Consider the following 25,994-nt stretch of genomic DNA (forward strand, 5'->3'; position numbering starts at 1 on the left):
GGCGTCAGGACGGTGGAGACGGATCGCCCGCGCCGGCCAGTCCGGCGTCGAGGCGCTGCAGACCGGCGCTGAGCGTGGCCCGATCGGTGCGCAGGATCTGCGGGACGGTGGCGATCTCGAGATGCAGCGCGAGCCGCTGGTCGTCGGCGTCGCGGTAGTCGACGACCCACACCCCGGGGGTGGCCGACTCGTGGATCCGGGTCGGTCCCATGGCATCGATCCGTGCCTCGACCTCGCCGCGACCGAGAAAGGTCAGCAGCTGGTCGATCAGCGTGGTGTCGAGCGGCAGGGCATGGAGGTCGATGCGGTGCTCGCAGTCCTCGGCGATGAGCCGGGCGAGCGCGTGGCGCACCTCATGGAGCAGCGGGACCAGTGGTCCGGGTAGGGGGGAGCGCGCGTCCGTGTCCGTGTCCCCGACGGGGGCGATGGATTCCAGCGTGGGCATGTCGCTCACCTCGGACTGACCTTGGGAGGGATTCTAGGCGCTTTGTGTGCGTTTCGAGTTGATTTGGCGCAGGTATTTAAGAAGGTTAGCAAGCTCCGATATAGAGGTTGTCGCCTAGGATTATTCCCCGTGCCAACGTCTGAGCAGGGCATGAACCGCGGCGATGGCGCCGGGCAGCGCGGCCTCGACCGAGGGGCTCAGGTGTTCGCCCCAGTCGACCCGTTCGGGTTCGACGGCCACCAGCGCGCGCTGCTGCGGCAGGCTGTCGGTGAGCCGGGTGATGTCGAGCAGGTCGGCCAGCCCGACCTCGTGCACGCTGCTGGCGTGGGCACGCAGATGCGCGTCCATCGCCCTGTCCTCGAACACCCGGATGGTGCCGGGCGGCGCGCCCAGGGCGGCGACATCGACCACGATCAGCCGCGCGAAGCCGGCGATGTCGGTGGCCAGGGTGAAGCCCAGGGTGCCGCCGTCGAGACAGCGGAAGGGCGCGCCTGGGCCGGACTCGATCTCGAGTCGGCGGACCAGGCGCGGGCCGAGGCCCTCGTCGCTGAGTAGTAGATTGCCGATGCCGAGGATCAGGGTGTCGGGTTCGTGGGGTGGCGGTGATGGGGCCTGATGCATGGTCTGGGTCCATCCTGATTGGATGCGGGCGCGCCGGGTTGGACAGATGCGGCCCAGGGCCGTTGGGGAGAGAGCAGATGTGTTTCGGGATACCGATGCGAATCCACGCGATCGACGGCCTGGTCGCGCACTGCGAGGCCAAGGGTGTGGAGCGACGGGCCAGCCTGTTGATGCTGGCGCACGAGTCGCTCGTCGTCGGTGACTACGTGGTGGTTCACCTGGGGCACGCGATCGAGCGGGTCGATCCCGAGACCGCCGCCGAGGCCTGGCGTCTCTACGACGAGATGCTGGCGGCGGGACGGGGGTAGCGGCACGCTCAGCCGCGGGCCTCGCGGGCGAGCGCGTATTGCGCCTCGACCTCGGCGGACTCCGACTGCGTATCGTCCTCCATCATCGCGCAGTTGATCGCCATGCGTGCCTGCACCGCCGCCTTCCAGGCGGGGTTGCGGGCATCGCGACGTACGTCCTCGGGGGCGAGCGCGGCGCTGGCGGCGGCGGCGACGAAGTGCTCGGCCTGGGCCATCCAGTCGGTGTCCTTGCCACAGTCGGTATAGGTGCGGGTGGCGTGCGCCTTGGCGATGCGGAAGGCCTCGGCGAGCGCCTCCGGGGGGCTCGCCGGATCGACCCCGATGGCGATCGCCTGATGGACGCGCGCATCGCTGCACAGCGCACCGACGCGCTCGGCGAAGCGGCAGCCGAGGATGCGTCGCTCGCGATGCGCGAGCGCGTCGAGCGCGGCGCGAAGGTCCTGGTCGGTCTCGATACGGATGGCCATGATCGGCTCCTCGAGTTGGCGGGTGAAGGACCGGCTGAGATCGCGTCAAGAATATCAGTAAATGATCATATTGCCAGCCGCCAAGAGTGCGTGAACCGCAAAGACACAAAGGACGCGAAGGGGGAGAGAGCGGCTAGCTGTCAGCGTCCTGTGGTGCGCGTCCTCGACGGCAGCGCCGATGGCTGCAGTGCTTTACGACCAGCTGGCGCTGAGCACGTATTCTTGGCGCTACCGATGGCAGGTGAGCCAGCACTGGCGACTGGAGCTTGGTCGCTGGAAGCACTGATTCCCTTTGCGCCCTTCGTGTCTTTGCGGTTCGATCATTCCCATGACATCGCTCGCTTCGCGGTTCGCGGACGGCGTGCGAGGATAGGGACAGTGACCGGGTGTGCCCCGGTCGCGGGTGTCTTCCTCCCCGTCTGGAATCGAGTCTATGAACAGAACCGTTTTCTTCGTCTCCGAGAGCACCGGCATCACCGCCGAGACCCTTGGTCACAGCCTGCTGTCGCAGTTCGACACCGTCGACTTCGAGCAGGTCTACATGCCCTACATCAACACCGAGATGCGCGCCAAGGCGCTCACCCAGCGGATGCAGGAGGCGGCCGAGCGCGACGGGGTGCGACCGATCGTCTTCGCCACCATGCTCAACGACGAGATCCGCGACATCCTCAAGACCGGCAACTGCTTCTACATGGAGCTGTTCGAGGGCTTCGTCGAGCCGCTCTCGGCCGAACTCGGGGTCTCGCCGAGTCGTGAGTCCGGGCGCAGTCACGCCATCACCCGGCCGAACTTCTACACCAAGCGGATCGAGGCTATCAATTTCGCCATGGCCAACGACGACGGCGTGCGTCCCGACAACCTGAGCCGCGCCGACGTGGTGCTGCTCGGCGTCTCGCGCTCGGGCAAGACCCCGATCTGTCTCTATCTAGCGATGCACTACGGACTGCGCGCGGCCAACTACCCGATCACCGAGGAGGACTTCGAGCACGGCGACGTGCCCAAGCAGGTGTGGGACTGTCGCGACAAGCTGTTCGCGCTGATCATCGACCCCCAGCGCCTGCAGCTGATCCGCGAGGAGCGTCGCCCCGGCAGCCCCTATGCCTCGCTGTCGAAGTGCCAGCAGGACCTGCGTCAGGCGCAGCAGATCTTCCGCCGTCTCCAGGTGCCGGTGATCAACACCACCAGCCAGTCGATCGAAGAGGTCTCGGCGCAGATCATCAAGAGCTTCAAGGAGAACCAGGAGCGACCGCTGGCGCTGCGGGTACGCTGAGCGCGTGGGCGGGCCACGCCCGCCCGATCCCGTTCGGGTATTGAATAAGCATTTAAAGATATTTTAAATTGCCGATTAAGCCCTGACCCGAACAGGGTTTCGACCGCCCTTGTCGAGACGCGCGTGCCGGCTGCCCGGTGCGGTTGCGACCTGGTTGGGCGGTCCTGATAATGACTTGCAGGCACGACCATGCAAGTGTCGAGACGAGGACGAGAAGGGACAGACGCGAATGAAGATAGGCATTCCCCTGGAGCGCCGTCCCGGCGAGGCCCGTGTGGCCTCGACCCCGGAGGTGGTGCGCAAGCTGGTGACCAAGGGCCTGGAGGTTTGGGTTGAGGAGGGCGCCGGTGTGCGCGCCGGCTATCCCGATGCGGACTACGCCGAGGCCGGCGCGAGCCTGGGCGCGCGCGAGACGGTCTACGACGCCGACCTGGTACTCAAGGTGCGCCGCCCCGAGCCCGATGAGGTCGAGTTGATGCGCCGCGGCGCGCGTTATCTCGGTTTTCTGGAGAGTTGCGGCGAGGACGCGCTGCTGGCGGCGATGCAGGCGCGCGAGCTGCTGCTCTTCCCGCTGGAGCGGATGCCGCGCACCTCGCGCGCGCAGTCGATGGACGCGCTCTCCTCGCAGAGCAGCATCGCCGGCTATCGCGCCACCCTGGAGGCGGCGAGCCGCTACGGGCGCTTCTTCCCGATGATGATGACCTCGGCCGGTTCGGCCAAGCCGGCGCGGGTGGTGGTGCTCGGTGCCGGGGTCGCGGGGCTGCAGGCGATCGCCACCGCACGGCGGCTCGGCGCCGATGTCCACGCCTATGACGTGCGCCCCGAGACCCACGAACAGATCCGCTCGCTCGGTGCGCGCCCGATCGAACTCGATCTCGGCGAGAGCGGTGCCGGCGAGGGCGGCTATGCCCGCGAACTCTCCGACGAGGCCAAGGCCCGCCAGCAGGCCGCGCTCGCCGACGAGCTGGCGCGCGCCCAGGTGATCATCACCACCGCGCAGATCCCCTGCCGCCAGGCCCCGGTGCTGATCCCGGAGGCGGTGGTCGAGCGCATGCGCCCCGGTTCGGTGATCGTCGACCTGGCCGCCGCCAGCGGCGGCAACTGCCCGCTCACCGTCGCCGACGAGGTCGTCGAGCGTCACGGCGTCACCCTGGTCGGGCTGACCAACTACCCGGCACTGCTCGCCGCCGACGCCAGCGCCTTCTACGCGCGCAACCTCGCCAACCTGCTCGAGCTGATGATCGAGACCGGGGCGTCCGGACCCCAGCTCAGGGCCCCGGCGGACGACGAGATCACCGCCGCGATGGTGGCGCGCGCCGACTGAGCGCGCGCCCGCCATCCGTCCACCCATTGCCAACGGAGAGACTCATGCCCGAGTTGCTCGATCCCACCATCATCGCGCTCTATGTCTTCATCCTCGCCTGCTTCATCGGCTACTGGGTGGTGTGGGGCGTGACCCCCTCGCTGCACACCCCGCTGGTGGCGCTCACCAACGCCATCTCCGGCATCGTGCTGATCGGCGCGCTGCTGGTCGCCGGTGACCCCGAGGCCGGGCTGCTGACCCAGTTGCTCGGTTTCCTTGCGGTGCTGCTCGCCTCGATCAACGTCTTCGGCGGCTTCCTGGTGACGCACCGCATGCTCTCCATGTTCAAGAAGAAGCGATAGGGACGGCATTTCGATGGAGCTTTCAGTCAATCATCAGGCGCTGGCCTATCTCGCCGCGGCCGTCCTCTTCATCCTCGGGCTCAAGGGGCTGACCCACCCGGCCACCGCGCGACGCGGCAACCTCTACGCCATGCTCGGCATGGTGATCGCCATCGCCGCCACCCTGCTCGGCGCTCAGGTGCAGTCCTACGGCTTCATCATCGCCGGTATCGCCATCGGTGCGGTGATCGGCGCGGTGGTCGCGGTGCGTATCCAGATGACCGCGATGCCGCAGTTGGTCGCGGCGCTGCACAGCTTCGTCGGCATGGCCGCAGTGCTGGTCGGCATCGGCACCTTCCTCGAGCGCCGCGCCAGCGGCGGGCTCGACGCCCTGCTGATGAGCGAGATCTCGGCCGGGGTGGTGATCGGCGCGATCACCTTCACCGGCTCGGTGATCGCCTTCGGCAAGCTTCAGGGGCTGATCGGCGGCGCCCCGGTGCGCTTCGCCGGGCAGCACCTGCTCAACGCCCTGATCGCGCTGGCGACGGTGGCGCTGGCGGTGCACTTCGCGCTCACCGGCAGTCTGCTCTCGCTGGTGCTGATGACCCTGCTCGCGCTGTTGCTCGGTCTCACCCTGATCATCCCCATCGGCGGCGCCGACATGCCGGTGATCATCTCGATGCTCAACAGCTACTCCGGCTGGGCGGCGGCGGCCACCGGCTTCACCCTGCACAACAACCTGCTGATCATCGTCGGCGCGCTGGTCGGCTGCTCCGGCGCCATCCTCTCCTTCATCATGTGTCGGGCGATGAACCGCTCGATCCTCAACGTCGTCTTCGGCGGTTTCGGCAGCAGCGGCAGTGGCGGCGGCGAGAGCGCCGGCGCCCAGGCCGCCGAGCGCGGGGTCAAGTCGGCGGCGGTCGAGGACGCCGTCTACTGGATGGAGGACGCCGCGCGGGTGATCGTGGTGCCCGGCTACGGCATGGCCGTCGCCCAGGCCCAGCACGCGCTCAAGGAGCTGATGCAGCAGCTCGAGGAGCGCGGGGTGGAGGTGCGCTTCGCCATCCACCCGGTCGCCGGGCGGATGCCGGGGCACATGAACGTGCTGCTCGCCGAAGCGGACATCCCCTACGACCACGTCCAGGAGATGGACGAGATCAACCCCGACTTCCCCAGCACCGACGTGGTGCTGGTGGTCGGCGCCAACGACGTGGTCAACCCCGCCGCGCGCGAGGACGCCGCCAGCCCGATCTACGGCATGCCGATCCTCGAGGCCGGTCGCGCGCGCCAGGTCTACTTCCTCAAGCGCTCGATGCGCCCCGGCTACTCCGGCGTCGACAACCTGCTCTTCTACCAGGACAACACCTCGCTGATCTTCGGCGACGCCAAGGACACCATCGAGGCGATCAACGCCGCGCTCAAGGGCGGCGGGCACTGAGCCCCCGGCAGGGCTGCCCGGATCCCGTGCGGGGTCGGGTGCCCTGCTCGGACGCTCGGATCGACCTGTCGTCAGGCGCGTCTCACTGCTCGACGACCGAGGTGTTGGTGTCTCTCCGCTCCGGTCTTGTCCGTCTCGGGCGCCCCGAGCGGACCTCCTCGACTGCATCCGTTAACTCCGAGCGGCTATGCTGTGCGCTCACGGGGCGGGGTGCGTGGTCGGGTAGGGCACGTATCCTGTTGATCCCGCCCCCTTCGATGTCGCACGCCCTGGCGCGGCGACTGCGAGACGAGAGCGAAGATGAATCAAGATTACGTCAACAAGACCGTGGTGCTGTTGTTGGTGCTGGGGATCTCGGCGCTGTTCCTGACGATGATCCAGCCCTTTCTGATGGCACTGTTCCTCGCCGGGCTGTTCAGCGCGCTGGCCAGGCCGCTGTTCCTGGGATTGCAGGCGCGCTTCTCCGGGCGGCGTCATCTGGCCTCGATGACGACCCTGTTGATCATGGCGGTGGTGGTACTGATCCCGCTCGGGGTGCTGTTCTGGGTGCTGCTGGCGCAGGCGCTCGATGTCAGCCACGCCATCGGCGAGTGGTTCAAGGGCTCGCTGCAGGACCCCGGCGTGCTCACCGCGCATCTGCATCGCCTGCCCTTCTACGATCAACTGATGGTCTATGAGGAGCAGATTCTCGGTCTGCTCGGCACCGCGACCACGGCGTTCAGCAAGTTGTTGGTGGAGTGGGTCTCGGGGGTGACGCTGGGGACGGCGAACTTCGTCTTCATGACCTTCGTGCTGCTCTACAGCATGTACTTCCTGCAGATGGACGGGCCCAAGCTGATCGAGCGCATCCTCTACTATCTGCCGCTCAAGACCAGCGATGAGCGCCTGATGCTGGAGAAGTTCACCTCGGTGACCCGCGCCACGCTCAAGGGCTCGCTGCTGATCGGCTTGTTGCAGGGGACGCTCGCGGGCATCGCCTTTGCCGTCGCCGGCATCGACAACGCGGTGTTCTGGGGCACGGTGATGGCGGTGCTGTCGGTGATCCCCAACGTCGGTGCGGCGCTGGTGTGGTTGCCGGCGGTGGCGATCCTGGTGGTGCAGGGCGAAGTGGTGACCGGGGTGTCGCTGGGGCTGTTCTGCGGCCTGGTGGTCGGCTCGCTCGACAACCTGCTGCGCCCGGTGCTGGTCGGTAAGGACACCAAGATGCACGAGCTGATGATCTTCTTCGGCACCCTCGGCGGCATCTTCATGTTCGGGCTGGCGGGGATCTTCATCGGCCCGGTGGTGGCCTCGCTGTTCATCTCGGTGTGGGAGATGTACGGGGTCGAGTTCGCCGAGGTGCTCCCCGATGTCGAGGAGGTGCTGGAGGGCATCGACCTGATCGAGGAGCCGTCGACCGATCCCGTGCGCGTGCCGGATGCGGCGGGTGGCGATCAGGAGGACGCCGGAGGGCGCTGAGCGAGCACGAAAAAACCCCGGCCGCCGTGGCGGTCCGGGGTTCGTTGCGACCGGCGTCGCGGCGCCGGTGCGGGGGCGACCTCAGAGGGTCTTGGCCTGCTCGGCCAGGTAGAGCCAGGTGTCGATCACGGTGTCGGGATTGAGCGAGATGCTGCTGATCCCCTGCTTGAGCAGCCAGTCGGCGAAGTCCTTGTGGTCCGACGGGCCCTGGCCGCAGATGCCGACGTACTTGCCCTTGTCGCGGCAGGCGGCGATCGACATGGCGAGCATCTTCTTCACCGCCGGGTCGCGCTCGTCGAAGTAGTCGGCGACCAGACCGGAGTCGCGATCGAGTCCCAGGGTGAGCTGAGTCATGTCGTTGGAGCCGATCGAGAAGCCGTCGAAGTACTCGAGGAACTCGTCGGCCAGCACCGCGTTGGAGGGCAGCTCGCACATCATGATCAGACGCAGCCCGTTCTTGCCGCGCTCCAGGCCCTGGGCGGCGAGCGCTTCGCTGACGGCCTTGGCCTGACCGAGGGTACGCACGAACGGGATCATGATCTCGACATTGGTCAGACCCATGTCGTCACGCACCCGCTTGAGCGCCTCGCACTCCATCTCGAAGCACTCGCGGAAGTGATCGGCGACGTAGCGCCCGGCGCCACGGAAACCGATCATCGGGTTCTCTTCCTCGGGCTCGTAGCGCGGACCGGCGATCAGGTTGGCGTATTCGTTGGACTTGAAGTCCGACATGCGCACGATCACCGAGTGCGGGGCGAAGGCCGCGGCGAGGGTGGAGATGCCCTCGGCGAGCTTGGCGACGTAGAACTCACGCGGGCTGTCGTAGGCGGCGATGCGTGGGGCGATCTGGGCGCGCAGCTCCTCGGGCAGCTGGTCGTACTCGAGCAGCGCCTTGGGGTGGATGCCGATCATGTTGTTGATGATGAACTCGAGCCGCGCCAGACCGATACCCGCGTTGGGGGTGGCGGAGAAGGCGAAGGCCCGGTCGGGGTTGCCGACGTTCATCATGATCTTGACCGGGATTTCGGGCATCGCCGAGAGTTCGATGCGCTTGTGCTCGAAGTCGAGCTTGCCGTCGTAGATGAAGCCGGTGTCGCCCTCGGCGCAGCTGACGGTCACCGCCTGGCCGTCCTTGACCACCTCGGTGGCGTTGTTGCAGCCGACTACCGCCGGGACGCCCAGCTCGCGGGCGATGATGGCGGCGTGGCAGGTGCGCCCGCCACGGTTGGTGACGATGGCCGCAGCACGCTTCATCACCGGCTCCCAGTCGGGGTCGGTCATGTCGGTGATGAGCACGTCGCCGGGCTCGACGCGGTGCATGTCGGCGATGCTGTTGACGATCTTGGCGGCACCCGCGCCGATGCGGTTGCCGATGCTGCGTCCGGTGGTGAGCACCTCGCCCTTCTCTTGCAGGGTGTAGCGCTCGATGACGTTGCCCGAGCGGCTCTGCACCGTCTCGGGACGGGCCTGGACGACGTAGAGACGGCCGTCGATGCCGTCCTTCGCCCACTCGATGTCCATCGGGCGGCCGTAGTGGCGCTCGATCAGCAGCGCCTGCTTGGCCAGCGCCTCGACCTCGGCATCGCTGATGCTGAAGCGCTGCTGGTCGGCCTCGGGCACCGGCTCGGTGCGCACCAGCTGGTCGCTGCCGGCGTCGCTGTAGACCATGCGCACGGCCTTGTCGCCGACGCTGCGACGCAGGATCGCCGGGCGACCGGCCTCGAGCGTCGGCTTGTGGACGTAGAACTCGTCGGGGTTGACCGCGCCCTGCACCACCATCTCGCCGAGACCATAGCTGGCGGTGACGAAGACCGCGTCGCGGAAGCCCGACTCAGTGTCGAGGGTGAACATCACGCCGGAGGCGGCGAGGTCACTGCGCACCATACGCTGGATGCCGGCCGAGAGCGCGACGTTGTGGTGCTCGAAGCCCTGGTGGACGCGGTAGGAGATGGCGCGGTCGTTGAACAGGGAGGCGAACACCTCCTTGATCCGGTGCTTGATGCTGTCGAGGCCCTGGACGTTGAGGAAGGTCTCCTGCTGTCCGGCAAAGGAGGCATCGGGCAGGTCCTCGGCGGTGGCCGAGGAACGCACCGCCCAGGACACCGCGTCGCTGCCGGCTTCGTCGACCAGTTTGGCGTAGGCGGCGTCGATGGCCGACTCCAGCCCCTCTGGGAAGGGCTGCTCCATCACCCAGCCGCGGATGCGCGGGCCGACCTCGGCGAGGGCGGCGACATCGTCGACGTCGAGCGCGTCGAGCGCCTCGCGGATGCGTGCGTCCAGCCCGTCCTTGGCGAGGAACTCGCGATAGGCATCTGCCGTGGTGGCGAATCCGCCCGGCACCTGGACACCGACATCGGTCAGGTTCTGGATCATCTCGCCCAGGGACGCGTTCTTGCCGCCGACGATGGGCACATCTGCCATCCCGAGGTCGCTCAGCCAGCGGACGTAGTCGGTCATTGTGTTCTTTCTCCGGATCTTGGGGACTGTTGCCCTGCGGCAGCGGGGGCCGGGGCTTGGTTCGCGGGGCCGTCGTTCGACCCGCCGGGCCAGTCCGTAGGCGCTACGGGCCGGGTCGGACGACATCCATGGGTAATCATAGGAATATAACGTATCGTCGAGCCGAACGTCTTTCGGCTCGCGCAATATTAAGGATTGTTTTTTTGAATCTTTGGGGTGCGTACCCGCTGATTTCTCCGGCCGTGGGGCAGGGCATTATCCCTTGAACCATTGCGTCTATTCAGGCAGCCTAGGCAAGCTGTTGCAAGTAGACATCGCATTTTGTCGTCCATGACATCCTGCACGCTAGATTAGAGGATCAGTTTGATGAACGAGAGCGCGAACACGCCAGAAGCCGTGGAGTCGTTTGATATCGGCAAGTTGCTCGTCTGGGGGGTCGGCGTCGCCATCGTGTGTGGTGGTATCTACGCTGCCGTCCTGCAGAACCAAGACGCGCGGATGGTCGCTCCCGCGCGGGCTCAGATCGTCGACAATCTCGCACCGATCGGTTCCGTTTCGCTGACCCCGCCGCCGGCACCGGCCGTGGTCGCCGAGCCCGAGCCGGTGGCCGCCGAAGAGGCCGCGCCCGAGGCCGAGACCGTTGTCGCCGAGGGTGAGACCGACACCACGGTTGCCGAGGCCACCGAGGCCGATGCAGCCGTTGCCGAGGAGACCGCGCCCGAGGCCGATGCAGCCGTCGCCGAGGAGACCGCGCCCGAGGCCGATGCAGCCGTCGCCGAGGAGGCCGCGCCCGAGGCCGATGCAGCCGTTGCCGAGGAGGCCGCACCCGAGGCCGATGCAGCCGTCGCCGAGGAGGCCGCACCCGAGGCCGATGCAGCCGTCGCCGAAGAGGCAGCGCCCGAGGCCGATGCAGCCGTCGCCGAAGAGGCCGCACCCGAGGCCGATGCAGCCGTTGCCGAGGAGGCCGCACCCGAGGCCGATGCCGTCGTCGCCGAGGAGGCTGTTCCTGCAGCGCCTGCAAAACCGCGCCTGACCTCTGCGCCGACCCCGCCCTGGATGCGTCACATGACCCCGCTCTTCAAGGCTGAGCCTGAGGTGGTGGTCGAGGAGGTCGTGGAAGAGGTTGCGCCCGAGGCCGAGGCTGTCGAGCCGGCATCGACCGGTATCTTCCCGTCCTGGGTGCATGGTGTCGGTGCTGCCGCTCCGACGCAGGCTGCGACCCAGGAAGCCGTCGCCGAAGAGGCCGTGACCGAGGAAGCCGTCGCCGAAGAGGCCGTGACCGAGGAAGCCGCTGCCGAAGAGGTCGTGGCCGAGGACGTCGCTGCCGAAGAGGTCGTGGCCGAGGAAGCCGTCGCTGAAGAGGCCGCTGCCGAAGAGGCCGTGACCGAGGAAGCCGTCGCTGAAGAGGCTGCTGCCGAAGAGGCCGTGACCGAGGAAGCCGTCGCTGAAGAGGCTGCTGCCGAAGAGGCCGTGACCGAGGAAGCCGTCGCTGAAGAGGCCGCTGCCGAAGAGGCCGTCGCCGAAGAGGCCGTGACTGAGGAAGTCGCTGCCGAAGAGGTCGTGGCCGAGGACGTCGCTGCTGAAGAGGCCGTGGTCGAGGAGGCCGCTGCCGAAGAGGCCGTGGTCGAGGAGGCCGCTGCCGAAGAGGCTGCGCCTGCTGCACCGGCTCGCCGCTCGTTCGGTATCCTGCCCAGCTGGCTCCACTTCGACCAGCACTGATCGTCTGGTGGGGTCTGGAGCGATTCGGGCTCCGGACTCATCGGACCTGTCAGGGCCGAGGATCCTCGATCCTTGGCCCTGTGTCTTTCTGCCGTCCCTTCTTGACTCGACTCTGGTTCCTTGTCTTCGGGATCGCTGCCCAGTTCGCGCGTTCGGCCCTCGAAAGTCGCGCGCTGATCTTATCGCGCGGGCTCGATGACTCGTGACGCGCGTGCGCCACGAGTCGGCGATGTTCGCTCAGCGTTTCTTTGGTGGCAGCAGATCGGTGATCGAGCCGTGCGCCATCTCGGCGGCCAGCCCGATGGTTTCGTTGAGCGTCGGGTGGGGGTGGATGGTGAGGGCGATGTCCTCCATGTCGGCGCCCATCTCGAGCGCGAGCACCGCCTCGCCGATCAGTTCACCGGCGTTGGGACCGACGATCCCGGCGCCGAGGATGCGCTTGGTCTCGGGGTCGAACAGCAGCTTGGTCATGCCCTCGGTGCGATGGATGCCGAGCGCGCGGCCGCTCGCCGCCCAGGGGAAGACGCCCTTCTCGTAGGCGATACCCTCGGCCTTGGCCTTGGTCTCGGTCAGTCCCATCCAGGCGACTTCGGGATCGGTATAGGCCACCGAAGGGATGGTGAGCGGGTCGAACAGCGCCGGCTGGCCGGCGATCACCTCGGCGGCGACCTTGGCCTCGTGGGTGGCCTTGTGGGCGAGCATCGGGCCGCCGACCACGTCGCCGATGGCATGGATGTGCGGCACATTGGTGCGCATGTGCTGGTCGACCTTGATGAAGCCGTGCCGGTCGACCTCGACGCCCGCCGTCTCGGCGTCGATCAGCGCGCCATTGGGGCGGCGACCGACGGCGACCAGCACCTTGTCGTAGGTCTCCTCGCCGTCGTGCTTGCCCTCGAAGCGGACCTGGATGCCGTCATCGGCGGCGGTCATCGCCGCGACCTTGGTCTCGAGCATCAGCTTGCGATAGCGCTTCTTGGCGACCTTCTCGAAGCTGCGCACGAGATCGGCGTCGCACCCCGGCATCAGCTGCGACTGCAGCTCGACCACGTCGATCTCGGCGCCGAGCGCGGCGTAGACGGTGGCCATCTCCAGCCCGATGATGCCGCCGCCGACGATCAGCATGCGCTCGGGGATGTCGCGGATCTCGAGCGCGTCGGTCGAGTCCATCACCCGCGGGTCGTCGTGCGGGAAGCCGGGAATGGTCATCGGCGAGGAGCCGCAGGCGATGATGCAGTGATCGAAGCGCACGCGCCGCTCGCCCTCGGCGGTGTCGACGACGATGCGGTTGGGGCCGCTGAACCGGCCCGTGCCCTGGATGACCTCGACGCCGCGCTGCTTGGCCATGCCGGCCAGTCCGCTGGTGAGCTTGGCCACCACCTTGTCCTTGCCGGCGCGCATCTTGTCGAGATCGATCTCGGGGGCGGCGAAGGTCACGCCCATGGCGCCGAGTTCCTTGGCCTCGTCGATGATCGCGGCGGTGTGCAGCAGCGCCTTGGAGGGGATGCAGCCGACGTTGAGACAGACCCCGCCGAGGGTTGCGTGACGCTCGATCAGGGTGACGCGCTTGCCCAGGTCGGCGGCGCGGAAGGCGGCGCTGTAGCCGCCGGGGCCGGCGCCCAGCACCACCACCTCGGTGACCTGTTCAGCGGGGTCCGTGGTAGTGTCTGGAGCCGACTCCGAGCCTGCCGCCAGCGGCGCCAGGGTCAGGATGGTGGCGCCCTGCGAGACCCGGTCACCGACGCCAAGATGGATCTCCTGGACACGTCCGGCGGCGGGGGCGGGGATCTCCATGGTGGCCTTCTCGCTCTCCAGGGTGATCAGCGAGGTCTCCTGCTGCACCGTGTCGCCAGGGGCGACCAGGACCTCGATGACCTCCACGTCCTTGAAATCCCCGATGTCCGGGACCGTGACCTTGATGGTGTCGCTCATAGTGTGCTTGCTTCTCGATGGGCCGCGATGGGCGCTCTATGGGTGGTCGGGTTCGGCGCCTCATCCTATACGATCCCGGGGGCCAGGCGAAGGCTGACCCCGAGGATCAGGGGGTCACAGCAGCAACTCGCGGATGTCGCCGAGCAGCCCGCCGAGCAGGGTGGTGAAGCGGGCCGCATCGGCGCCGTCGACCACCCGGTGGTCGTAGGAGAGCGAGAGCGGCAGCAGCAGGCGGGGGACGAAGCGCTCGCCGTCCCACACCGGCCGGGTGGCGGCGCGGGAGACGCCGAGGATGGCCACCTCCGGGGCGTTGACGATGGGGGTGAAGGCGGTGCCGCCGATGCCGCCGAGGCTGGAGATGGTGAAGCAGCCGCCCTGCATCTCGTCGGGGCGCAGGCGTTGGGTGTGGGCGCGTGCGCCGAGATCGGCCAGCTCGCCGGCGAGGGTGCGCAGCCCCTTGCGATCGACGTCGCGCACCACCGGCACCATCAGCCCGTTGGGGGTGTCGACAGCCACGCCGATATGGGTGTAGTGCTTGTGGATGAGATGCTCGCCGTCGGCATCGAGCGAGGCCTTGAGCAGCGGCATCCGGGTCAGCGCGGTGGCCACCGCCTTGAGCAGGAAGGGGATCAGGGTGAGCCTGACCGAGGCGTCGTCGGGGTCGGTCTTGTGGGCGGCGCGGAAGGCCTCGAGTTCGGTGATGTCGGCCTCGTCGAACTGGGTGACATGGGGGATGCCGGTCCAGCTCTGGTGCAGGTGGCGCGCGCTGATCCTGCGGATGCGTCCGAGTTCGACCCGCTCGACGGGGCCGAATCGGCCGTGGTCGATCGTCGGCGCTGGCGTCGTGGCGGTCGTCGCCGGCGAGGCGGCGGAGTGACTGGACGGCTCGACGGTGGTGAGGCTGCGCTTGACGAAGGCGCGTACGTCATCCTTGAGCACACGCCCCTTGGGGCCAGAGCCCTTGACCACGTCGAGATCGACGCCGAGTTCGCGGGCAAAGCGCCGTACCGCCGGGCTGGCGTGGGCCTTGCGCCCTCGGGCGATTGCGGCGACGTCCTCCGGGCGTGGCAGCACCGGGGCCTTGCGCGGCGCCGTCTCGCCCGGCTGCGGCGCGGTGGTGGGCGCGGCTGGTGGCGTGTTGTCGGTGTTCGGCCGCGTCGGCTCGGGCGTCGCGGGCGCGTCGGTCTCGGCGGGGGCATCGGCGCGCAGCATCAGGATCAGGTCGCCGGTGTTGAGGGTATCGCCGACGACGACCGCCAGCTCGCTGACCACCCCAGCGGCGGGGGCGGGGATCTCCATGGTCGCCTTGTCGCTCTCCAGGGTGAGGATGGATTGCTCCGCCTCGACGCGGTCGCCGGGCGCGACCAGCACTTCGATCACCGGGATCTCGGAGAAGTCGCCGATGTCGGGCAGCAGCACCGCGGTGTCTTCGGTCGCCGTCGCGGTGAGGGGCGTGCTCGTGGTCGGCTCTCGTGTCGCTGGCACAGTTTCCGGCGCGGGCGCGGGCGGTGGTGCCGCCTCGCGCGCAGGCTGCGGCGCGGCACTGGGTGTCTGCGCCGGGGTGTCGGTCGGGCGGATGCTGAGCAACGGGGCGCCCATGCTCACCCGATCGCCGACGGCGACCTCGACGCGCTCGACCACCCCGGCGCGTGGCGCCGGGATCTCGATCGTCGCCTTGTCGCTCTCCAGGGTGAGGATGGATTGCTCCGCCTCGATGCGGTCGCCGGGGGCGACCAGGATCTCGATGATCTCGACGTCGGTGAAGTCCCCGATGTCGGGTAGCAGGATGTCTTCGACGGTGGCCACTCGATGTCCTCCAATGCTGTACGGGCGGTCTCAGACCGTCGTCGGGTTGGGCTTCTCCGGGTCGATGCGATAGCGCTCGATCGCCTCGCTGACCCGCGCCGCCGGGAGGGTGCCGGCGTCGGCGAGGGCCTTGAGCGCGGCCAGCACGACATAGTGGCGATTGACCTCGAAGAAGCGGCGCAGCTGGCTGCGGGTATCGCTGCGCCCGAAGCCGTCGGTGCCGAGGGTGACATAGGCGCGCGGGACGTGCGGGCGGATCTGCTCGGCATAGGCGCGGATATAGTCGGTGGCGGCGATCACCGGTCCCTCGGTGGCGGCGAGCTGGGTCTCGACATAGCTGGTGCGCGGGGGCTGCTCGGGGTGGAGTCGGTTCCAGCGCTCGGCGTCGATGCCGTCGCGGCGCAGTTCGTTGAAGCTGGTCACGCTCCACACGTCGGCGGCGATGTCGAAGTCGCGCGCCAGCAGCTCGGCGGCGGCGAGGGTCTCGCGGAGGATGGCGCCGGCGCCGAGCAACTGCACGCGGTGCGCGCCCTGCTCGGCGACATGGACGCGATGCAGCCCCTTGAGGATGCCGGTCTCGGCGCCCTCGGGCATCGGCGGCTGGACGTAGTTCTCGTTCATCGCGGTGATGTAGTAGAAGCGGTCCTCCTGCGCCTGGTACATCCGCCGCATGCCGTCCTGCACGATCACCGCCAGCTCGTAGGCGTAGGCGGGGTCGTAGGTGATGCAGTTGGGGAGGGTGGCGGCGAGCACCGGGCTGTGACCGTCCTGGTGCTGCAGCCCCTCGCCGGCGAGGGTGGTGCGCCCGGCGGTGCCGCCGATGAGGAAGCCGCGCGCGCGCATGTCGCCGGCGGCCCAGGCCAGATCGCCGATGCGCTGGAAGCCGAACATCGAGTAGTAGATGTAGAAGGGGATCATGCTCTGGCCGTGGTTGGCGTAGGCCGTGGCCGCGGCGATCCAGGAGGACATGGCGCCGGCCTCGTTGATCCCCTCCTGGAGGATCTGCCCCTGCTTGTCCTCGCGGTAGAACATCACCTGATCGGCGTCGACCGGCTCGTAGAGCTGCCCCTGCGAGGAGTAGATGCCGAGCTGGCGGAACATCCCCTCCATGCCGAAGGTGCGCGCCTCGTCGGGGACGATGGGGACGACGTAGCGGCCGATCCCGGGGTCGCGGATGATCAGGTTGAGCAGCCGCACGAAGGCCATGGTGGTCGACATCTCCTTCTCGCCACTGCCCTGCAGCAGCGACTCGAAGCGCGCCAGCGGCGGGATCTCGAGCGCCGGCGCCTCGACCTTGCGCGCCGGCAGGTGGCCGCCGCGCTCGGCCTCGCGCTCGCGCAGATAGGCCATCTCAGGGCTGTCGTCGGCGGGTTTGTAGAAGGGTGCGGCGCCGATCTGGTCGTCGGAGATGGGGATGTTGAAGCGGTCGCGGAAGGCCTTGAGCGCGACCTCGCCCATCTTCTTCTGCGAGTGGGTGATGTTCATGCCCTCGCCGGCCACGCCCATGCCGTAGCCCTTGACCGTCTTGGCGAGGATCACGGTGGGCTTGCCGTTCGCCGTGGTCGCGGCGAGATAGGCGTTGTAGACCTTGATCGGGTCGTGTCCGCCGCGATTGAGCCGCCAGATGTCCTCGTCGGTCATGTTGGCGACCAGTTCGCGCAGCTCCGGGTACTTGCCGAAGAAGTGCTCGCGGGTATAGGCGCCACCCTTGGCCTTGTAGGCCTGATAGTCGCCGTCGACGCATTCTTCCATGCGCTTGAGCAGCAGGCCCTGCTTGTCGCGGGCGAACAACGGGTCCCAGTAACGCCCCCAGACCACCTTGATGACGTTCCACCCGGCGCCACGGAACACCGCCTCCAGTTCCTGGATGATCTTGGCGTTGCCGCGCACCGGGCCGTCGAGGCGCTGCAGGTTGCAGTTGACCACGAACACCAGGTTGTCGAGGCGCTCGCGCGCGGCCAGCGAGATCGCGCCGAGCGACTCGGGTTCGTCCATCTCGCCGTCGCCGAGGAAGGCCCAGACCCTGCGATCGGCGCTGTCGATCAGTCCTCGATGGTCGAGATAGCGCATGAAGCGCGCCTGGTAGATGGCCATCAGCGGACCCAGCCCCATCGATACGGTGGGGAACTGCCAGAACTCGGGCATCAGCCAGGGGTGGGGGTAGGAGGGTAGGCCGTTGCCGTCGACCTCCTGGCGGAAGTTGTAGAGCTGTTCCTCGCTGATCCGTCCCTCCAGATAGGCGCGGGCATAGATGCCCGGGGCCGAGTGTCCCTGCAGGAACACCAGGTCACCGCCGTGCTGCTCGCCGCGCGCGCGCAGGAAGTGGTTGTAGGCGACATCGAGCAGGGTGGCCGAGGAGGCGAAGCTGGCGATGTGGCCACCGAGTTCGGTCGACAGCCGGTTGGCCTGGATCACCATCGCCATCGCGTTCCAGCGCACGAAGGAACGGATGCGTCGCTCCATCGCCAAGTCGCCGGGGAAGCGTTGCTCCTGGTGGACGGGGATGGTGTTGAGATAGGCGGTGTTGGCGCTGTAGGGCTGGTAGGCCCCGGAGCGGCGCGCCTTGTCGATCAGCCGCTCGAGCAGGAAGTGGGCGCGGTCGACCCCTTCGTTCTCGAACACGGCATCGAGCGCGTCGAGCCATTCCTGGGTTTCCTGGGGGTCGATATCGGGCTGCTTGGTCATGACGGTTCCCGGAAGAAGGTCCAATGCAATCGCACGAGCAGGGTCGCAGTATACTGACCTTTTGTGAAAATTAAATACTAAAGATCCATTTTCTTAATATTAATGATCGCTGATCGATTGTTCTGTCTTATCCCTTCCTTGCCTGCGCCCGTGCTCGCCCCATATCAAGGGTCGCGAGGGATAGCGTGCGCTCGATGTCGCCGAAAGTGGTCATGGCGCCATGCAGTACCAGCGAGCGGGCGACCCGACCCTCGTGTTCGAGTGCGTCGAGCGCGAGGGTGAACGCTCGCCAGTGCGCCCCGACTTCGGTGCCGTACGGGTCGAGTGCACCGGTGGCGGTGAAGTGTGCGCCGAAGCGCGCGCGCAGACGGCGAGCGATGAGGTGTCCGCCGAGTGTCGAACCCTCGAGGACATAGAATGCCCCGACACCGCAGTCGGGCCGTTGTTCGGCACACAGTCGTGCGGGTGCGATGTGGTGCGAGGCGGCGGGTTTGGCGCCGAGGCGGGCAAGATCGTCGCGCAGTGCCGCGAGTCGCGGACGGACCCCGAGGCGTTGTCGCAGCGCGCTCGGCACGATCGTCGTGAGATGGGGTTCGAGGACCTGGTGGAGTCGTGTCAGACGATCGAGATAGTCGTGGTACTCGTCCAGGGTCAGGTCCGGGGCGAGGAGGCGTCTGGACAGCGGCAGCGCCTCAATGGTGCGGTGCGCGGCGGCGGTGGCCTGACGCAGGGCTGCCGCCAGACTGGCGGCGGGAGGCGACGATATCGGTCGTGGGGCTTGGCTCATTGCGGCGCGCTCCTGCTCCATGAGGGCACAAGCAGTGTAGCATTGGCCCTGCGCGTCGATGGCTGGACATGATCGGTCGAGAGGGTCGGAGAGATGAGTGAGCTGGCGACACAGGGGTTCATCGCCGAGTGCGAGCGCGAGCAGCTGCAGCGTGCGCAGTCGATCCAGCCCTGCGGGGCGTTGCTGGGCGGTCGTCCCGGCGATGCGCGGATCCGTTTCGCTAGCGCCAATCTGGCGGACTGGCTCGGCGAGAAGCCGCAAGCGGTGCTCGGTCGGCCATTGACCACGCTGCTCCCCGACTTTCCGCCACCGTCCGAGTCTCCCGCCGAGACCGACGACGAGGCGTGGCTGCGCCCGAGCAGCGACAAGCGCCTCTATCCAGACCTCTGTCGCGGGCCACGGGGCGCGCTCGATGCCTTGCTCTCTTGCAGCGCCGAGACTTGGCTGCTGGAGTTCGAGCCGGCGCTCGCGCCGGCCGAGCGTCACGCGGCCTATCGCCCCGTGCCCCACCAGCTCTATCGCATGCCCTACAGTGCACGGGACTGGTCGCGGCAGTGCCAGTTTCTGGTCGATACGCTGCGCCACATCAGCGGCTTCTCGCGGGTGATGCTCTATCGTTTTCGTGATGACGACTGTGGCGAGGTCGTCGCCGAGAGTCTGCGCGAGGGGCTCGAGCCCTATCTCGGATTGCGCTACCCGGCCTCGGACATCCCGCAGATCGCTCGTCGTCTGTATCTGCTCAACCCCCATCGCCAGATTCCCGACATCGCGGCGCGACCGGTGCCGTTGCTCGCCGACCCCGAGGGGACACTCGCCGACCTGACTCTGTCCGAGCTGCGCGCCGTCTCGCCGGTCCATCTGGCCTATCTGCACAACATGGGGGTGACGGCCTCGCTCTCTTTCTCGCTGGTCGTCTGCGGGCGGCTGTGGGGGCTGATCGCCTGCCACCACGACCAGCCCGTGCAGCTGGCGCCAGCGTTGCGCGCGCGCTGCGCCGAGATGGCGCGCGCCTTCACTCTGGCCATCTACGGCTACCAGAGCACCCGTCGGTTGCTGGATGTCAGCGAGAGCGATCGCGAGATCGCCGCGCTGGTCGAGCGGCTCGGCAGTGGCGGCAACATCGAATCGGTGGCGACGCAGGGGGAGGACTCACTTGCCGGGCAGTTGCTGGCGCTCGTCGGCGCGAGCGGTGCCGCGTTGGTCGACGGCGAGCGGTGCACGACCTTCGGTCAGACACCGCCGTGCACCGCGCTCATCGCGCTGTGTCGCTGGCTGGAGGCGGGTGAGACGCCGACGGTGTTCGCCACCGCGGCGCTCGCCGAACATTATCCGCCGGCGCGGGAGTGGCGCGAGTGCGGCAGCGGATTGCTTGCGGTACGGGTCGAGCGCGCCGGTGCGCCGAGTTCGCGCACCTTCCTGTGGTGGCGTCCGGAGCAGCCGCGGGAGGTGCACTGGGCGGGGGATCCACGCAAGGACGCGCTGGTGCGCTCGAGCGCTGGCGACCTCTCGCCACGCGCCTCGTTCGCGCGTTGGGTCGAGATCACCTCCGGGCAGGCCGAGCCCTGGGGCGAGCGCGAGCTGTTGCGGGCGAAGAAGTTCCGTGGGCTGATCCTCCATGCCATCAACGCCGACTTGCTCGGAGCGCCCGGGACGGGCTAGGTTCGATCTTCCTGATGGTGTGCCTCGACCAGCTGTCGCTGGATCGCCGCACCGACCGGCTCGTAGTGGCTGAACTCGATGCTGTAGACCCCCTCGCCACCGGTGATCGCCTTGAGCCGTGACTCATAGCCCTCGAGTTCGGCCAGCGGGACCTCGCCCTCGATCACCACCCGTCCCTGGGACCTGGTCTCGCTGCCGCTGATGCGACCGCGTCGTCCCGCGAGATCGCCGGCGAGATCGCCCATCGCTTGCTCCTGGGCGCTGATGCGGATGTGCACGATGGGTTCGAGGATCGCCGGACGGGCCTGCTCGACGGCGGCGACGAAGGCCTTGCGCGCGGCGGTGACGAAGGCGATCTCCTTGGAGTCGACGCTGTGCGACTTGCCGTCATAGACGGTGACCTGGATGTCCTGCAGCGGATAGCCGGCGATCACCCCTTCGTCGAGGACCTGGCGTACCCCCTTCTCGATCGAGGGGATGAAGTTGCCGGGGATGGCGCCGCCCACCACCGCGTCGACGAAGCGGAACCCCGTGCCGCGCGGGGTCGGCTCGATGCGCAGGTAGACCTCGCCGAACTGACCGGCACCACCGGTCTGCTTCTTGTGCCGATAGTGTCCCTCGGCGGGGGTGGTGATGGTCTCGCGATAGGGGATGCGCGGTGGTCGGGTATCGACCTCGACGTGGAACTGGTCGGCGAGGCGCTCGATCAGCAGCTTGAGGTGGAAAGCGCCGAGTCCGCGGATCACCGTCTCGTTGGTCGCGGCATGGTGATCGACCTTGAAGCAGGGGTCCTCGTCCTGGAGCTTATGCAGCGCCTCGGTGAGCTTCTGCTCGTCGCCGCGACGACTCGGGGTGATCGCCAGCCCGTGGAGCGGGATCGGGTAGTCGGTACGGGCGAGGTGGAAGTGATCCTCGTCGTGCGAGTCGTGCAGCACGGCGTCGAGATGGACCTCGTCGACCCGGGAGACGGCGAGGATGTCACCGGGCACCCCGTCCTCGACCTCGATCAACTCTCTGCCCTGTAGCCGGTAGAGATGGGTGACCTTGAACGGCTTGCGTGCGTCACCGACGAACAACGCGCTGGTCGGGGTGATGCGTCCCTGGTGGATGCGGAAGATGCCGAGGCGACCGCGGTAGGGGTCGTTGAGCACCTTGAACACATGGGCGATGGCGTGACGCCCGGGGTCGGGGCTGACGGCGACCGGCTCGGCGCGCTCGCCCTCGCCCTTGAGGAAGGCCGGCGGGTTGCCCTCGGCGGGGTTGGGCATCAGTCGGGCGATCACCTCGAGCAGCTCGGGGATGCCCGCTCCGGTACGTGCCGAGACGAAGCAGATCGGGATCAGGTGGGTGTCGCGCAGTGCCGCTTCAAAGGGGTCGTGGAGCTGCTCGGGCGCGAGGGTCTGACCCTGTTCGAGATAGGTCTCCATCAGCGCCTCGTCGAGTTCGACCACCTGGTCGACGATCTGCTCGTGGGCTTCGGTCAGCGAGGAGAAGTCGGTGGTGATCTCCCCGGGTGCGAAGAAGCAGTCGGCGACCTGTTCACCGCCTCCGGTCGGCAGGTTGATCGGCAGACAGGCGGGACCGAAGGCGTCGCGGACTTGTTCGGTCAGTGCGCCGAGATCGAGATCGGGTGCGTCGATCTGGTTGACGATGATCATCCGGCAGAGCCCACGACCGTCGAGCATCTTCATCAGGCGTGCGGTCATCGGCTCGATCCCGGCCTGGGCGTTGATCACCAGGGCGGCGGTCTCGACCGCGGGCAGTACCGCCAGGCTGCGACCGAGCAGGTCGGGCAGCCCTGGGGTGTCGATCAGGTTGACCCGGCGCGTCTCGATGGTGAACCCGACGATGGCCGCATCGATCGAGTGTCCGAGCGCCTGTTCGCGTGGGTCCTGGTCGCAGACCGCGGGTCCGCGCTCGGCGGTCGTGGTGGCGGGGATGGCACCGGTCGCTGCAAGCAGTGCCTCGGCCAGCGAGGTCTTGCCGGCACCGGCATGACCGATCAGGGCGATATTGCGGACGTCATCAGCATTGTGGTCGGACATCGTTGCTCCCGTCGTTGTGCAGGACGTTGCAGGGGCGCGGGATCGCGTCGCAGCAATGGTGTCATGACAAGGAGTATAGATGGCAATCCCCGGGGGATCGGCGGGGTGGGATTGAATCGCGGCGCGGGGTGCGCCAGATCAATCGGGAGGGAGTGGATAAAAAGAGGCGGCCGATCGGCCGCCGAAGGACGCACAGTCTGTCAGGGATCCGCATCACTTGAGGGCGGATTCCCTCGATGCTGTGGCGCCAGACCGATGGATGGAGTCACCGTCCTGGTGCCATGGACCATTCCGTCGAATGGACGATAATCAAGGCGATGAACGAAACGTTTCTCGCCTCGATTCTTGAGCGAGAAGGCTAGCACAGAACCGGAGAGTCGCTATGGAACTCGTTCTCAAATCCGCCGCCTTCATCGATGGCAGCGAGATCCCGGCGCGTTTGACGTGTCATGGCGAGGACCGATCTCCGCCACTGTGCTGGTCCGGTCTACCCGAGGGGACACAGAGCCTGGTGCTGATCGTCGACGACCCGGACGCGCCCGATCCGGCGGCGCCAAGGATGGTATGGGACCACTGGGTGCTTTTCAATCTGCCGCCGACGTGCTGCGAGCTGCTTGAGGGGGTGGATCCGACGGTCGGCCTCCCGGCGGGGGTTGGACAGGGGCTCAACAGCTGGGGACGGACCGGTTACGGCGGGCCCTGTCCACCGGTCGGTCGTCATCGTTACTTCCATCGCCTCTATGCCCTCGATACCCGTCTGCCCGAGGAGTTGGGGACGCCGACCAAGGATCGGCTGCTGCTGGCGATGGAAGAGCACATCCTCGCCCGTGCGGTATTGGTCGGGGTCTACGGCGAGGAGTGAGATGGCGCGCGGCGGATGCCGCGCGCCGATACCCACGCGATATCGGATCAGGGGAGAGTGCGGTCGATGATCACAGCGGTGACAGTGGTCTCGCGGGTGTCGATCGTTTCGCTCTGACCCTCGAGATCACCTGGCTGCGGTGCCGCCTCGCCGCTGCGCGAGACCCGCGCGGTGATCTGGATCTCGGCATAGGCCGAGAGCTGCATTCCCGGGGCCATCGCCATGCTGTCGTCGAGGGCGAGCGTGGCCGGCAGCGATCCGGCCTGCAACCGTTGGGCGGCCAGCGGCATCGCCGGGCCGGAGGTGGCGCGGGCGAACACGAACACCGTGTCCTCGGGGGCGACCTCGGCGGCTAGCGCCGGGTTCAGGCTCACGCTCACCTCGATGCGTTCGGCGCCGACGGCCTCCGTTGACTCATCGCTCGACCCCTCGACCGGGACAGCGATCGGCTCCTCGGTCGCGGCCTTGGCTGCGGCGATGCCGGCACGGCGGCGTGCCTCGTCGACCATCTCCTGCAGCTCGGCGGCCTCCTGGCTGCCGGGCTCGAACTCGTCGAGGATCTTCTGCCAGGCGACCGCAGCGGCCTGGAACTGGCCGTGCTGGAAGGCCATCAATCCGGCCAGCCAGCGGGCGTTGACGTTCTGCGAGTCGAGTTCGAGCGCCGCGCGCACCAGCTCGGCGGGCTTGCCCTCGAGGCTGCGATCGGGGCGGTTGGCAGCGATCGCCTCGGCATAGGCGAGCATTACGTCGAGCCGCTCGGGGGCGAGCCGGTAGGCGCTGGCCACCGCCTCGAGTCCGTCCTCCGGGCGCTTCAGGGCGAAGTAGGTCCGCCCCATCATCAGCCAGCCCTCGACGTCGTCGGGGTTGTCCTCAAGGCGCTTGGCCAGGCGCTGTACCAGCACCTCCATCGACTGATCGGTGCCCTGGTCCTCGGCGGGCAGACCGCGCGCGGCCAGTTCCATGCGCTCGATCACCGTCGGTTCGCCAAGCTGCAGATAGAGCAGGGTGGCGGTGCCGGGGAGCGCCAGCGCAAGCAGCAGTGCCAGTGTCCAGCGTCCGAGCCGCGAGGCGCCGTGCGCGTCGACCGGCTGACTGCCGTCGACGTCGTGGAGCAGGTCACGCTCGAGGTCGTGACGCGCGGCATCGTAGCGGGCACGGTCGAGATAGCCGGACTCGAGGTCGGCGTCGAGTTCCTGCAACCGCTGGCCGAAGACTTCGAGGTTGAGCGCGTCCTGGGCGGGCTCGTGTTGCTCCGGGGTTGGACGCAGCAGCGGCATGACGACGAAGAGGAAGGCCAGGCCGATCAGCCCGGCGACGAGTATCCAGAAGATGATCATGGGGCGCTAGTCTCGTTGCTCGTCGTCGCGCGAGGCGATCAGTTGCTGGAGTCGGGCGCGTTCGTCCGCGGTGAGGTCCTGTTCGGGTTCGGCTTTCTTGCGCCTGATCGCGCGCCACAGCAGCAGCCCGGCGCCGCCGACCAGCACGAAGGGACCGAACCAGAGGATATAGGTCGAGGGCTTGATCGGCGGATCGTAGAGCACGAAGTCGCCGTAGCGGGCGACCAGGAAGTCGACGACCTCCTCACGACTCTGACCCTCGCGCATCATCGCGTAGACCTCCTCGCGCAGGTCCTGGGCGACCCCGGCCTGGGAGCCGGCGAGCGATTCGTTCTGGCAGACCAGACAGCGCAGCTCGCCGATCAGGTCGCGGAAGTCCTCGAACTGGTTCGGGTCCTCGAAGGTGAACTCCTCGAGAGTGTAGCTCTGGGCGGCGCCGGCGAGCAGGGCGCCGGCGAGTGCCATCCCGGCGAGCAGTGGATGGTGGTGACGACGCTTCATGAGTTCCTCGCGCGATACTGCTCGACGATCGGACGGACCTTCTCCTCCCACACCTCGGGGGTGATGGGACCGATCTCCTTGTGACGGATGATGCCCTCGGGGTCGACCACGAAGGTCTCCGGGGCGCCGTAGACGCCCCAGTCGATGCCGGCCTCGTTGTTCGGGTCATAGAGCGAGACGGTATAGGGGTTGCCGTACTGGCGCAGCATCAGCAGCGCGCTGGCGCGGTCGTCCTTCCAGTTGAAGCCGATCACGCGGACGCCGTGCTCGCGGGCGATACGCAGCAGCTCGGCGTGCTCCTGTCGGCAGGACGGACACCACGAGGCCCAGACGTTGACCAGCGAGACCTCGCCGAGCAGCAACTCGCGATCGAGTCGCTGCTGCGGGTCCTTCAGCGAGGGCAGGTCGAACTCGGGCGCGGGCTTGCCCACCAGTGGCGAGGGGACCTTGCGCGGGTCGAGTTGCAGCCCGTAGAAGAGCAGTGCGGCGAGGACCAGGAAGATCCCCAGCGGGATCAGTGCGCGGGTTTTTGAACCTTTCATCTGCATACCTTGCG

21 protein-coding genes are annotated in these 25,994 nt (G+C 67.7%); 9 read left to right on the top strand and 12 right to left on the bottom strand.

The annotated features are described in order from the left end of the window. Positions 1-4: 4 nt before the first annotated feature. Together MARPU_RS06400 and MARPU_RS06405 are read right to left on the bottom strand one after the other, a co-directional pair. The gene (locus MARPU_RS06400) at positions 5-445 is read right to left on the bottom strand and encodes a hydrogenase expression/formation C-terminal domain-containing protein (RefSeq protein ID WP_005220985.1); all 441 of its coding nucleotides are present in this window, start codon (positions 443-445) and stop codon (positions 5-7) included. 120 nt (positions 446-565) lie between these two features. Next, positions 566-1,066: a hydrogenase maturation protease gene (locus tag MARPU_RS06405; RefSeq protein ID WP_005220986.1), complete on the bottom strand. Its 501-nt coding sequence runs from the start codon at positions 1,064-1,066 to the stop codon at positions 566-568. A 77-nt stretch (positions 1,067-1,143) separates the two neighbouring features. Here MARPU_RS06405 and MARPU_RS06410 point away from each other — a divergent pair, with 77 nt between their 5' ends. Further along, on the top strand, positions 1,144-1,374 hold the full coding sequence (locus MARPU_RS06410; RefSeq protein ID WP_005220987.1) for a HypC/HybG/HupF family hydrogenase formation chaperone: 231 nt from the start codon (positions 1,144-1,146) through the stop codon (positions 1,372-1,374). Between the two features lie 8 nt (positions 1,375-1,382). On the opposite strand, the gene MARPU_RS06415 is transcribed toward MARPU_RS06410, so the two are convergent. Continuing rightward, entirely contained in the window at positions 1,383-1,841 is a 459-nt protein-coding gene (locus MARPU_RS06415) for a hypothetical protein (protein ID WP_005220988.1), read from the bottom strand. A gap of 433 nt (positions 1,842-2,274) precedes the next feature. Here MARPU_RS06415 and ppsR point away from each other — a divergent pair, with 433 nt between their 5' ends. The 5 genes from ppsR to MARPU_RS06440 all read left to right on the top strand — a co-directional run bounded on the left by ppsR (position 2,275) and on the right by MARPU_RS06440 (position 7,651). Continuing rightward, the gene (gene ppsR / locus MARPU_RS06420) at positions 2,275-3,111 is read left to right on the top strand and encodes a posphoenolpyruvate synthetase regulatory kinase/phosphorylase PpsR (RefSeq protein WP_005220989.1); all 837 of its coding nucleotides are present in this window, start codon (positions 2,275-2,277) and stop codon (positions 3,109-3,111) included. A gap of 229 nt (positions 3,112-3,340) precedes the next feature. Beyond that, positions 3,341-4,435: a Re/Si-specific NAD(P)(+) transhydrogenase subunit alpha gene (locus tag MARPU_RS06425; protein WP_005220990.1), complete on the top strand. Its 1,095-nt coding sequence runs from the start codon at positions 3,341-3,343 to the stop codon at positions 4,433-4,435. A gap of 44 nt (positions 4,436-4,479) precedes the next feature. Next, positions 4,480-4,776, top strand: coding sequence for a proton-translocating transhydrogenase family protein (locus MARPU_RS06430; RefSeq protein WP_005220991.1), 297 nt, complete (start codon positions 4,480-4,482; stop codon positions 4,774-4,776). Positions 4,777-4,789: 13 nt separating this feature from the next. Continuing rightward, a complete protein-coding gene (locus MARPU_RS06435; protein WP_005220992.1) occupies positions 4,790-6,193 on the top strand; it encodes an NAD(P)(+) transhydrogenase (Re/Si-specific) subunit beta in 1,404 nt (467 codons plus the stop codon). Between the two features lie 300 nt (positions 6,194-6,493). Beyond that, on the top strand, positions 6,494-7,651 hold the full coding sequence (locus MARPU_RS06440) for an AI-2E family transporter (protein WP_005220993.1): 1,158 nt from the start codon (positions 6,494-6,496) through the stop codon (positions 7,649-7,651). An 81-nt stretch (positions 7,652-7,732) separates the two neighbouring features. Here the strand turns inward: MARPU_RS06440 and ppsA are convergent, their stop codons facing one another. Continuing rightward, entirely contained in the window at positions 7,733-10,108 is a 2,376-nt protein-coding gene (gene ppsA, locus MARPU_RS06445; RefSeq protein ID WP_005220995.1) for a phosphoenolpyruvate synthase, read from the bottom strand. A 366-nt stretch (positions 10,109-10,474) separates the two neighbouring features. Here ppsA and MARPU_RS16585 point away from each other — a divergent pair, with 366 nt between their 5' ends. After that, entirely contained in the window at positions 10,475-11,827 is a 1,353-nt protein-coding gene (locus MARPU_RS16585) for a hypothetical protein (RefSeq protein WP_025275157.1), read from the top strand. A gap of 237 nt (positions 11,828-12,064) precedes the next feature. Here MARPU_RS16585 and lpdA read toward each other — a convergent pair whose 3' ends face one another. The 4 genes from lpdA to MARPU_RS16590 form a co-directional block, all read right to left on the bottom strand. Then, on the bottom strand, positions 12,065-13,756 hold the full coding sequence (lpdA, locus tag MARPU_RS06455) for a dihydrolipoyl dehydrogenase (protein ID WP_005221007.1): 1,692 nt from the start codon (positions 13,754-13,756) through the stop codon (positions 12,065-12,067). A gap of 114 nt (positions 13,757-13,870) precedes the next feature. Further along, on the bottom strand, positions 13,871-15,562 hold the full coding sequence (aceF, locus tag MARPU_RS06460) for a dihydrolipoyllysine-residue acetyltransferase (protein ID WP_005221008.1): 1,692 nt from the start codon (positions 15,560-15,562) through the stop codon (positions 13,871-13,873). Positions 15,563-15,592: 30 nt separating this feature from the next. Further along, positions 15,593-18,247 carry a pyruvate dehydrogenase (acetyl-transferring), homodimeric type gene (gene aceE, locus MARPU_RS06465; protein ID WP_005221009.1) on the bottom strand — a complete coding sequence of 885 codons (2,655 nt, stop codon included), beginning with the start codon at positions 18,245-18,247 and terminating at the stop codon, positions 15,593-15,595. Positions 18,248-18,374: 127 nt separating this feature from the next. Further along, positions 18,375-19,034 (bottom strand): biliverdin-producing heme oxygenase, encoded by a 660-nt coding sequence (locus tag MARPU_RS16590; RefSeq protein WP_005221010.1) that lies wholly within the window; start codon positions 19,032-19,034, stop codon positions 18,375-18,377. A 93-nt stretch (positions 19,035-19,127) separates the two neighbouring features. On the opposite strand from MARPU_RS16590, the gene MARPU_RS06475 reads away from it, so the two are divergent. Next, a complete protein-coding gene (locus MARPU_RS06475; protein ID WP_005221011.1) occupies positions 19,128-20,693 on the top strand; it encodes a GAF domain-containing protein in 1,566 nt (521 codons plus the stop codon). Here MARPU_RS06475 and fusA read toward each other — a convergent pair. Then, entirely contained in the window at positions 20,690-22,738 is a 2,049-nt protein-coding gene (gene fusA, locus MARPU_RS06480; protein WP_005221012.1) for an elongation factor G, read from the bottom strand. The genes MARPU_RS06475 and fusA overlap by 4 nt on opposite strands. A 382-nt stretch (positions 22,739-23,120) precedes the next feature. Here fusA and MARPU_RS06485 point away from each other — a divergent pair, with 382 nt between their 5' ends. After that, positions 23,121-23,600, top strand: a complete 480-nt coding sequence (locus tag MARPU_RS06485) for a YbhB/YbcL family Raf kinase inhibitor-like protein (RefSeq protein ID WP_005221013.1) — start codon at positions 23,121-23,123, stop codon at positions 23,598-23,600. A gap of 47 nt (positions 23,601-23,647) precedes the next feature. Here MARPU_RS06485 and ccmI read toward each other — a convergent pair whose 3' ends face one another. From ccmI to MARPU_RS06500, 3 genes are read right to left on the bottom strand one after another with little or no spacing between them, the layout of a single operon-like run. After that, positions 23,648-24,937, bottom strand: coding sequence for a c-type cytochrome biogenesis protein CcmI (gene ccmI, locus MARPU_RS06490; protein ID WP_005221014.1), 1,290 nt, complete (start codon positions 24,935-24,937; stop codon positions 23,648-23,650). A gap of 6 nt (positions 24,938-24,943) precedes the next feature. Further along, entirely contained in the window at positions 24,944-25,438 is a 495-nt protein-coding gene (locus MARPU_RS06495) for a cytochrome c-type biogenesis protein (protein WP_005221015.1), read from the bottom strand. Continuing rightward, positions 25,435-25,980: a DsbE family thiol:disulfide interchange protein gene (locus tag MARPU_RS06500; RefSeq protein ID WP_005221016.1), complete on the bottom strand. Its 546-nt coding sequence runs from the start codon at positions 25,978-25,980 to the stop codon at positions 25,435-25,437. Before MARPU_RS06500 ends, MARPU_RS06495 begins: the two co-directional genes overlap by 4 nt. Positions 25,981-25,994 lie beyond the last annotated feature (14 nt).

This window comes from Marichromatium purpuratum 984, assembly GCF_000224005.2.
Lineage (GTDB): Bacteria > Pseudomonadota > Gammaproteobacteria > Chromatiales > Chromatiaceae > Marichromatium > Marichromatium purpuratum.

What these genes read in the sequence shown, in the direction of transcription:
- ppsR (WP_005220989.1), top strand. Translation starts at nt 2,275, where the DNA reads ATGAACAGAACCGTTTTCTTCGTCTCCGAGAGCACCGGCATCACCGCC.
- MARPU_RS06440 (WP_005220993.1), top strand. Translation starts at nt 6,494, where the DNA reads ATGAATCAAGATTACGTCAACAAGACCGTGGTGCTGTTGTTGGTGCTG.
- aceE (WP_005221009.1), bottom strand. Translation starts at nt 18,247, where the DNA reads ATGACCAAGCAGCCCGATATCGACCCCCAGGAAACCCAGGAATGGCTC.
- MARPU_RS06495 (WP_005221015.1), bottom strand. Translation starts at nt 25,438, where the DNA reads ATGAAGCGTCGTCACCACCATCCACTGCTCGCCGGGATGGCACTCGCC.
- fusA (WP_005221012.1), bottom strand. Translation starts at nt 22,738, where the DNA reads ATGTCCGACCACAATGCTGATGACGTCCGCAATATCGCCCTGATCGGT.
- MARPU_RS16590 (WP_005221010.1), bottom strand. Translation starts at nt 19,034, where the DNA reads ATGAGCCAAGCCCCACGACCGATATCGTCGCCTCCCGCCGCCAGTCTG.
- MARPU_RS06485 (WP_005221013.1), top strand. Translation starts at nt 23,121, where the DNA reads ATGGAACTCGTTCTCAAATCCGCCGCCTTCATCGATGGCAGCGAGATC.
- MARPU_RS06430 (WP_005220991.1), top strand. Translation starts at nt 4,480, where the DNA reads ATGCCCGAGTTGCTCGATCCCACCATCATCGCGCTCTATGTCTTCATC.
- MARPU_RS06425 (WP_005220990.1), top strand. Translation starts at nt 3,341, where the DNA reads ATGAAGATAGGCATTCCCCTGGAGCGCCGTCCCGGCGAGGCCCGTGTG.
- MARPU_RS06475 (WP_005221011.1), top strand. Translation starts at nt 19,128, where the DNA reads ATGAGTGAGCTGGCGACACAGGGGTTCATCGCCGAGTGCGAGCGCGAG.
- MARPU_RS06500 (WP_005221016.1), bottom strand. Translation starts at nt 25,980, where the DNA reads ATGAAAGGTTCAAAAACCCGCGCACTGATCCCGCTGGGGATCTTCCTG.
- lpdA (WP_005221007.1), bottom strand. Translation starts at nt 13,756, where the DNA reads ATGAGCGACACCATCAAGGTCACGGTCCCGGACATCGGGGATTTCAAG.
- ppsA (WP_005220995.1), bottom strand. Translation starts at nt 10,108, where the DNA reads ATGACCGACTACGTCCGCTGGCTGAGCGACCTCGGGATGGCAGATGTG.
- MARPU_RS06435 (WP_005220992.1), top strand. Translation starts at nt 4,790, where the DNA reads ATGGAGCTTTCAGTCAATCATCAGGCGCTGGCCTATCTCGCCGCGGCC.
- MARPU_RS16585 (WP_025275157.1), top strand. Translation starts at nt 10,475, where the DNA reads ATGAACGAGAGCGCGAACACGCCAGAAGCCGTGGAGTCGTTTGATATC.
- MARPU_RS06405 (WP_005220986.1), bottom strand. Translation starts at nt 1,066, where the DNA reads ATGCATCAGGCCCCATCACCGCCACCCCACGAACCCGACACCCTGATC.
- MARPU_RS06400 (WP_005220985.1), bottom strand. Translation starts at nt 445, where the DNA reads ATGCCCACGCTGGAATCCATCGCCCCCGTCGGGGACACGGACACGGAC.
- MARPU_RS06410 (WP_005220987.1), top strand. Translation starts at nt 1,144, where the DNA reads ATGTGTTTCGGGATACCGATGCGAATCCACGCGATCGACGGCCTGGTC.
- ccmI (WP_005221014.1), bottom strand. Translation starts at nt 24,937, where the DNA reads ATGATCATCTTCTGGATACTCGTCGCCGGGCTGATCGGCCTGGCCTTC.
- MARPU_RS06415 (WP_005220988.1), bottom strand. Translation starts at nt 1,841, where the DNA reads ATGGCCATCCGTATCGAGACCGACCAGGACCTTCGCGCCGCGCTCGAC.